5 protein-coding genes and 1 pseudogene are annotated in these 7654 nt (G+C 71.9%); 3 read left to right on the forward strand and 3 right to left on the reverse strand.

Translation table 11 applies throughout. The annotated features are described in order from the left end of the window. A pseudogene (locus MXD58_RS15595) lies at positions 1 to 260 on the forward strand (hypothetical protein); the annotation flags it as partial. On the opposite strand, the gene MXD58_RS15600 reads toward MXD58_RS15595, so the two are convergent. Continuing rightward, entirely contained in the window at positions 261 to 1580 is a 1320-nt protein-coding gene (locus MXD58_RS15600) for a DUF1254 domain-containing protein (RefSeq protein ID WP_248838932.1), read from the reverse strand. Between the two features lie 183 nt (positions 1581 to 1763). Between MXD58_RS15600 and ettA the strand changes: the two genes are divergently transcribed. After that, a complete protein-coding gene (gene ettA / locus MXD58_RS15605; protein ID WP_248838931.1) occupies positions 1764 to 3446 on the forward strand; it encodes an energy-dependent translational throttle protein EttA in 1683 nt (560 codons plus the stop codon). Positions 3447 to 3617: 171 nt separating this feature from the next. Here the strand turns inward: ettA and MXD58_RS15610 are convergent, their stop codons facing one another. Both MXD58_RS15610 and MXD58_RS15615 read right to left on the reverse strand, forming a co-directional pair. Continuing rightward, positions 3618 to 4040 carry a globin gene (locus MXD58_RS15610; protein ID WP_518478127.1) on the reverse strand — a complete coding sequence of 141 codons (423 nt, stop codon included), beginning with the start codon at positions 4038 to 4040 and terminating at the stop codon, positions 3618 to 3620. Between the two features lie 30 nt (positions 4041 to 4070). Continuing rightward, a complete protein-coding gene (locus tag MXD58_RS15615) occupies positions 4071 to 5843 on the reverse strand; it encodes a glycoside hydrolase family 13 protein (RefSeq protein ID WP_248838930.1) in 1773 nt (590 codons plus the stop codon). A gap of 404 nt (positions 5844 to 6247) precedes the next feature. Between MXD58_RS15615 and MXD58_RS15620 the strand changes: the two genes are divergently transcribed. Continuing rightward, positions 6248 to 7654: PP2C family protein-serine/threonine phosphatase (locus MXD58_RS15620; RefSeq protein WP_250609449.1), on the forward strand; the 1407-nt coding region annotated here is incomplete at its 3' end.

Below are 7654 nucleotides of genomic sequence, written 5' to 3' on the forward strand. Positions count from 1 at the left end.
CGCGGACCGTGCCCGCCGGGCGCGGCACATCAGTGACCGTGGCGCTGCGGGCGACCGACCGCGGCGGTCACGAATCGACCGTGGACCAGCAGATCCTGCCCGTCCTGCGGGGCACGGCGGGGCGCGGCACGGCGGTGAGACCGGTCGCGGTGCTCGGATCGCTCGGGCAGGCAGCCGAGGTCGGCACAGGCGCCCGACCACCGCTGCGGCTCACCCTCGCCGCCGCGGGGCGCGGTGGCGGCGCGGTCTCGGGGCGGTGATCAGCCGACGCGCAGGATGGGCGGCGGCGTGAACGCGGCCAGCGTCTCCTCGGTCGGATGGTCGAGGCGCAGCGTCGGCCGGAAGTCGCCGGGTGCGGCCGGCAGCCAGTTCGCCCGCTCGTCGTCCTCCGCGGGCGGTTCGCACTGCAGGAGGATCCGGACCGAACCGTCCCGACCAGGGCGCAGGCCAGGGCTGCGGCTGCCCAGCCAGTAGCGGGACTGGGGATTGTCGACGAGGTAGTAGTCGGGCGCGTCGTACATCGTCAGCGACCAGGCGGCCACCTGGGGTGGCGGTGAGAGCTCCATCGTGTAGCGATGGGCCCCGGTCAGGCGGCGTCCGTCGACATCGACCAGGCAGGTCGCGCAGGTCGCCTGGTAGCCGTGGGTCATGCCGATCGGCGCGCGGGCGGCCATCGCCCGGGCGAGACGGGCCTGCTCCCGGTCCGCGACCCGCCAGGCGGGCTCGTCGCGGGTGCCCGGGCCGAGGAAGTCGAGGTTGAAATCGAGGGCATGCGGGGTCGTCGACCAGCCGTCGCGCAGCGCGCGGCCGGCCTGCGCGACCTGTTCCACCCCGTCGCGGCCCGCGCGCAGGCCGCCGCGCAGCGACCAGGCGAGCGACGGATCCGGATCCACGTACGGCGACGGGTCCTCGAAGATGCCGAGGGAGGCGAAATGACGGGCGTACTCGGCCTCGGTCGGCGCCGGGGGGAAGGCCCGCAGCCAGATCCGTAGCTCCTCCCAGAACCGCAGGTCGTCACACACCGACTTGGAACGCTCCGGTGGTCCCTCCGCCCGGCGTGCGTCCGGGTCCAACGGCTCCAGCCGGAGACCGTCCTGGAGGCGGTAGACGGCAGGGGACTCCTGCGGGTCGTCGAGGCCGATGCGTGCCATCAGCGCAATCAGCCTGGTCGGTGCCTCGACGCGGCGCAGGTCCGGCGGAGTGCGTCCACTCCAGCCGGGCGGAACGAGCAGGTACGAGACGTCTGTCTCGCCCGAGAGGTAGGCGAAGTTGTCACGCCAGACGTCGGTGCACGCCACGGAGAACGGCCGGTCACCGCAGCCGGGCACGTGCAGGACCATCGGCCCGGGGCTGAGATCGACCAACGCGATCGACGTCAGCAGGTCCGCGTCCACGCTGACGTACAGGGAGCGCGGCCCGGGCAGGTCGCGCTGATGGCAGAAGGTGTTGTAGCCGGCCTCCGGGGCGTAGCCAATCCCCGCTGTGGCATAGCGATCGATGAGACGCACGGTGGAGACCAAGGGGTAGCCGAAGACGTAGGCCTCGGCGGCCAGGCCGAAACGATGGTCGTTGGCCCGCATCAGGCGCCGCCCCGCTGGCCGGTGACCTGCCGGGGGTCGTTGTCCTCGCGGTGTCCGTCCACCTGTCATCCGTGCCCGCGATCGCGTGAGGTTATCCCACTGGTCACCGTCCGTGAGCGGGCCTGGGGGTGGCGCCGATCACCGCCGTGAGGGTCGCGGCGGCCATGCCCTAGGGTTGACGTCATGGCGCAGTACGTCTTCCAGATGCGCAAAGCGCGCAAGGCCCATGGTGACAAGGTCATCCTCGATGACGTGACTCTCTCGTTCCTGCCGGGAGCGAAGATCGGGGTGGTGGGTCCCAACGGGGCCGGGAAGTCGTCCCTCCTCAAGATCATGGCTGGGATCGACCAGCCCAGCAACGGCGAGGCGTCACTCAGCCCCGGTTTCACCGTGGGCATGCTCTCCCAGGAGCCGACGCTCGACGAGACCAAGGACGTCCGCGGCAACGTCGAGGACGGCGTCCGGGAGATCCGCCGGGTGCTGGCCCGTTATGAGGAGATCAACGAGAAGATGTCCGCGCCCGACGCGGACTTCGACTCGCTGCTCGCCGAGCAGTCGGATCTGATCGACAAGATCGAGTCGGCGAACGCCTGGGAGCTCGACAGTCAGCTCGACCAGGCGATGGACGCGCTGCGGCTGCCGCCCGGCGATGCCGGGGTGTCGCTGCTCTCCGGTGGTGAGCGCCGCCGGGTCGCGCTGTGCAAGCTGCTCCTGGAAGCGCCCGACCTGCTGCTGCTCGACGAGCCGACGAACCACCTCGACGCCGAGAGTGTCGCCTGGCTCGAGCAGCATCTCGCCCGCTACGCCGGCGCCGTCCTCGCCGTCACCCACGACCGGTACTTCCTGGACAACGTCGCCGGCTGGATCCTCGAGCTCGACCGCGGCCGTGCGCTGCCCTACGAGGGCAACTACACCACCTACCTCGAGAACAAGGCCTCCCGGCTGAAGATGGAGGGCCAGAAGGACGCCAAGCGGCGGCGCGTGCTGGCCCAGGAACTCGAATGGGTCCGGTCCAACCCGAAGGCCCGCCAGACCAAGAGCAAGTCCCGCCTCGCCCGCTACGAGGAGCTGGCGGCGGAGGCGGACAGGTCGCGGCCGCGTGACTTCGAGGACATCCAGATCCCGCCCGGCCCGCGACTGGGCAACCAGGTCATGGAGGCCCGCCAGCTGGCCAAGGGATTCGACGGCCGGCTGCTCATCGAGGACCTGTCGTTCACCCTGCCCCGCGGCGGCATCGTCGGCGTGATCGGCCCGAACGGCGTTGGCAAGACCACCCTGTTCACGATGGTGACCGGGCAGGCGACGCCGGACGCCGGCGAGCTCATCCTCGGCGACACCGTCGACATCGCCTACGTCGACCAGTCCCGCTCCGGCCTCGACCCGAAGAAGAACGTCTGGCAGGTCGTCTCCGACGGGCTCGACCACATCATCGTCGGCAAGACCGAGCTGCCCAGCCGGGCCTGGGTGTCGTCGTTCGGGTTCAAGGGCCCGGACCAGCAGAAGCCGGTGGGCGTGCTCTCCGGCGGCGAGCGCAACCGGCTCAACCTGGCGCTCACCCTCAAACGTGGCGGCAACGTGCTGCTGCTCGACGAACCGACCAACGACCTCGACGTGGAGACGCTGCGGTCGCTGGAGGAGGCGCTGCTGGAGTTCGCCGGCTGCGCCGTGGTGATCTCCCACGATCGCTGGTTCCTCGACCGGGTGTCCACCCACATCCTCGCGTGGGAGGGCACCGACGAAGACCCGGCCCGCTGGTTCTGGTTCGAGGGCAACTTCGCCGACTACGAGGCGAACAAGATCGAACGCCTCGGCCAGGAAGCCGCCCGCCCGCACCGGGTCACCCACCGCAAGCTGACCCGCGACTGAGCTGACCCGATCCCAGGCCGATCCGAGCCCAGGCCGATCCGAGCCCAGGCCGATCCGAGCCCAGGCCGATCCGAGCCCAGGCCAATCCGATCCCAGGCCAATCCAGGACTGGACCATGACGCCCGCCCGGCCGCCAACGAGGCGGCCGGGCGGGCGTCGTTCGCGGACGGGTCAGTCGGCCCGGTTCTGCAGGGAGTTCGCGGCCATCGTGAGGTAGTTCCACAACGTGGTGAACTGCTCCGGTGGGAGCTGAAGCGAGTCCACCGCGGCGCGCATCACGACGAGCCAGGCGTCTCGTTCGGCGGTGCCGATCGAGAACGGCGCGTGCCGCAGCCGCAGCCGCGGGTGGCCCCGCAGCTCCTGGTAGTCGCTGGGCCCGCCCCAGTACTGGATGAGGAACAGGCGCAACCGCTCCTCCGCCCCGGCGAGGTCGTCCTCCGGGTACAGCGGGCGGAGCACCGGGTCGTTGGCCACCCCTTCGTAGAACCGCGCGACCAGCCGGCGGAACGTCGGTTCACCGCCGACGGCGTCGAAGAAGGTCATGGTGGGCTGGGCCGGGCTGGATGGCTGGCTCACCTGTCCATTGTGCTTCACCGGCACGGCCGACCGGCCGGGTGAGCCCCTTCATCCATCCCGCGGCGCGATCCACGCCGTGGTGTCCGCCGGCAGGGCGAGGGTGGCACCGTCGTAACGCACAGGTCCGCTGGCGAGGACGAGCCGTCCGGCGATCGCGAACTCGACGTCTCCGTCGGTGGCCATCACGCACGTCATACCGCCGGACCCCACGGTGGTGGCCGCCACCGGTACCACCTTTGGCGCCCCGGCGGCCGTCCCGCCCCGCACCTGCGCTGGTTTTGATGCCATCGCAGGCGCAGGTGCGGGGCGGTCGAACGCGAGGCAGCCCGCGCCGGTGTCGTCGCGCCACCGTAGCTCCTCGCCGCGTAGCTGTGGCAGGGCCCGGCGCAGCGCCAGCGCTCCCCGCACGAGCAGCCACGTCGACATCGGATCGGCGACCTGGCCGAGGACGGTGAGCCCCGCCCAGTCCGCCGGCTGCGGCAGCCACGGCGCCACGTCGTCGGCGGTGAACCCGTACGGGGGTGCCGTACCGGACCAGGGGATCGGCACCCTCGCCCCGTCCCGGCCCGGTGAGGTGCCCCCGGAGCGGACCCAGACCGGGTCCTGGCGGGCGGCCGCCGGCACCTCCGCGTGCGGCAGCGCCAACTCGTCACCCTGGTAGAGCACGGCGACGCCGGGCAGCGCCAGCAGGCTCAGCAGCGCGGCGCGGGCCCGCCGGATGCCGCGCTCCCCGTCGCCGTAACGGGTCGCCGCCCGCACCACGTCGTGGTTCGAGAGCACCCAGGTCGCTGGGGCGCCGACGAGGGCAAGCGCGGCGCTCTCGGCCTCGATCGCCGCGCGCCAGCCCGCCGCCGAGAACGGGGCGGTGAGCAGCGAGAACGAGAACGTCAGGTGCAGCTCGTCCGGGCGGACGTACCGGGCGAGCCGGGCCGGGTCGCGCACCCAGGTCTCGCCGATGAGTACGCGCGGCCGCCCGTCGCGGGCGGTGTAGCCGTCGGTGATGGCCCGCCAGCCGCGGTAGATCTCGTGCACGCCTTCCTGGTCCCAGATCCGCGGCTCGGCCTCTTCGCGGAACCCGCTGTCCGGGTCCAGCACCTGGCCGCTCGGGTTGTCCCGCAGCTCGGCGTCCTTCACCAGGCCGTGGCTGACGTCGATGCGGAAGCCGTCCACCCCCCGGTCCAGCCAGAAGCGCAGGGTCGCTTCGTGATCCGCGCGGACGGCGGGGTGGGACCAGTTCCAGTCGGGCTGTTCGGCGTCGAACAGGTGCAGATACCACTGGCCGTCGGGTACCCGGGTCCAGGCGGCGCCGCCGAAGATGGACGGCCAGTTGTTCGGCGGCTGCTCGCCCCGCGGACCGCGGCCGTCCCGGAAGACGTAGAGCTCGCGTGCGGGATCACCGGGGGGTGCCGCCAGCGCCGCCTGAAATGCCGGGTGTGCCGAGCTTGAGTGGTTCGGCACCAGGTCGACGAGCACGGCGAGGCCGGCCCGGGTGGCGTCGGCGAGCAGTGCGTCGAAGTCCGCGAGGGTGCCGAACAGGGGGTCGACGTCGCGGTGGTCGGCGACGTCGTAGCCGTGGTCGGCCATGGGCGACGGGTAGAAGGGTGTGATCCACAGCGCGTCGACGCCGAGTTCGGCCAGCGCCGGCAGGCGTTGTCGAAGGCCGGCGAGGTCGCCGACGCCGTCGCCGTCGGAGTCCGCGAAGCTGCGCACGTAGATCTCGTAGAGCACGGCCCGCCGCCACCAGTCCGCGTCCCGTTCGACTCCGGTCGAGGTGGCCGGGAGCTCCGCGATCTGGGCGGTACCAGTGTGACGGGCAGGCATATTGCTCCCGGACGTGTGGTCTTTTTCGGACAGGTCGGTCATGGAATGATCTGTACTGCGATGATGTGTCTCCACGTATTCCTTCCTGGCGTCTTTGGCGCTGCCGGAATCGAATCCCGCGCGGGTGCCGCCGGGGGCCCCGCGACGGTGACGAAAGCCGTGGTCGTGCGGACTGTTCGGGTCTGCCGACGAAGCGGGCCGACGCCCGCGAAGGGAGGGCGATGGGGCACCGATCCCTCCTTCGGTCTACCTTCTCGCGATGCGCGATATCAGGTAACCGAACTAGACTTTCTCGGGTGGACCAGGTGACTGGCCGTTACGGCCCAGTCCCGGGAGTCGGATTCCGGCGGGGGCAGAAGGAAGCAGCCCCGTCGTCCGTGCCGTCGTCCGGGAACCCCCTCGAGGTGTCTGCCGCCAAGGCCGAGACACCCGCGGGGGGCCGGACCGACGGCGGCGACAGCGGCTCGGCGGCAGCCGCACTGACTCGGCGGGCGCGCACCTCGACGGCGGCCGGGCTGCGGACCGCCCGGACGTTCGCGCGCACACTGTTCGGCGGGCCGCGTACCGCCGGCCGGGAGCGTGCCACGGGCTCGCCCTCGGCCTTCCTCGCCGACGCGGCGCTCGTGCTCGGCGAGACCCTCGACCCCGACCGGGTCGTGAGCCTGCTCGCGGACATCGCCATGCCCCGGTTCGGCACCATCGCCCTGGTCTGGGTGCGGGAGGGGGACACCCCGCAGCTCGGCGCCTGCCTCGCCGCCCATCCGCGGATCGGCCAGCTGCTGCGGGCGATGATCGCCGCGAGCCCGCCCCGGCTGAGCGACGAGTACCCGCCCGGGATCGTGCTGCGCACCGGGCAGGTCTACTGCCTGCCCAAGCTCGGCGATCTGCAGCCGAGGGTGTCGTTCCCGAACGAGCTGGCCTACCACCGCTTCCGCCAGATCCAGGACGGGCCGATCGCGAACGTGGCGCTGGCGGCCGGCGGTGAGGTCATCGGGGTGCTGACCGTCGGCCGCCCGGAGATCTTCTACTCCAGGGACGAGATCGCGCTGCTGGAGGACCTGGCCCGGCACGGCTCCCTCGCGTTGCACAACGCCCTGCGTTTCCGCGAGGCCCAGGAGTCGGCACTGACCCTGCAGCGATCGCTGTTGCCCGCCCATCCGCCCGCCCTCGACGGCGTCGAGATCGCCATGGAGTATCGGCCTGGCACCGCTGGCACCGAGGTCGGCGGGGACTTCTACGACGTCATCCCGCTGTCCGGCGGCCGGGTCGGCGTCGCCATCGGCGACGTGATGGGCCGTGGCCTGCAGGCGGCGGCGGTGATGGGCCAGCTTCGCGCGGCCCTGCGGGCCTACGCCCTGGAAGACTGGGGGCCGGCGGAGGTCCTGTCCCGGCTCGACCGGGTCGTCGGCCTGCTGCCTGGCCTGCAGCTCGCCACCTGCATGTACGCGGTGTACGACCGGCACACCGGCCGGGCGGTCATCGCGAACGCCGGCCACCTCGCCCCGCTGGTGATCCTGCCCGACGAGGACCCGGACTACCTCGTGCTAGACCCGGGCCTGCCGCTCGGCGTCGCGGACGAGGGTGCCGACTTCTGCGAGATGACCGTGACGCTGCCCCCCGGCTCGGCGCTGGTGATGTTCACCGACGGCCTGGTGGAGTCGCGCCGGCGCCCGCTGGAGGAAGGGCTGCACCACCTGCGCAAGGGACTGATCGAACAGCGCGCATGGGTGGCCGCCGCACACGGCGGCGGCGCCACGGCAGACGGCGCCGCTGCCGCGGCCGCACCCGACGGTGCTTCGTCGGACGGCGCG

This window comes from Frankia sp. AgKG'84/4, assembly GCF_023242965.2.
Taxonomy (GTDB): domain Bacteria; phylum Actinomycetota; class Actinomycetes; order Frankiales; family Frankiaceae; genus Frankia.

Bases quoted from the DNA above. Each gene is read 5' to 3' on its own strand.
- MXD58_RS15615 (WP_248838930.1), bottom strand. From the start codon at position 5,843: ATGCCTGCCCGTCACACTGGTACCGCCCAGATCGCGGAGCTCCCGGCC.
- ettA (WP_248838931.1), top strand. From the start codon at position 1,764: ATGGCGCAGTACGTCTTCCAGATGCGCAAAGCGCGCAAGGCCCATGGT.
- MXD58_RS15600 (WP_248838932.1), bottom strand. From the start codon at position 1,580: ATGCGGGCCAACGACCATCGTTTCGGCCTGGCCGCCGAGGCCTACGTC.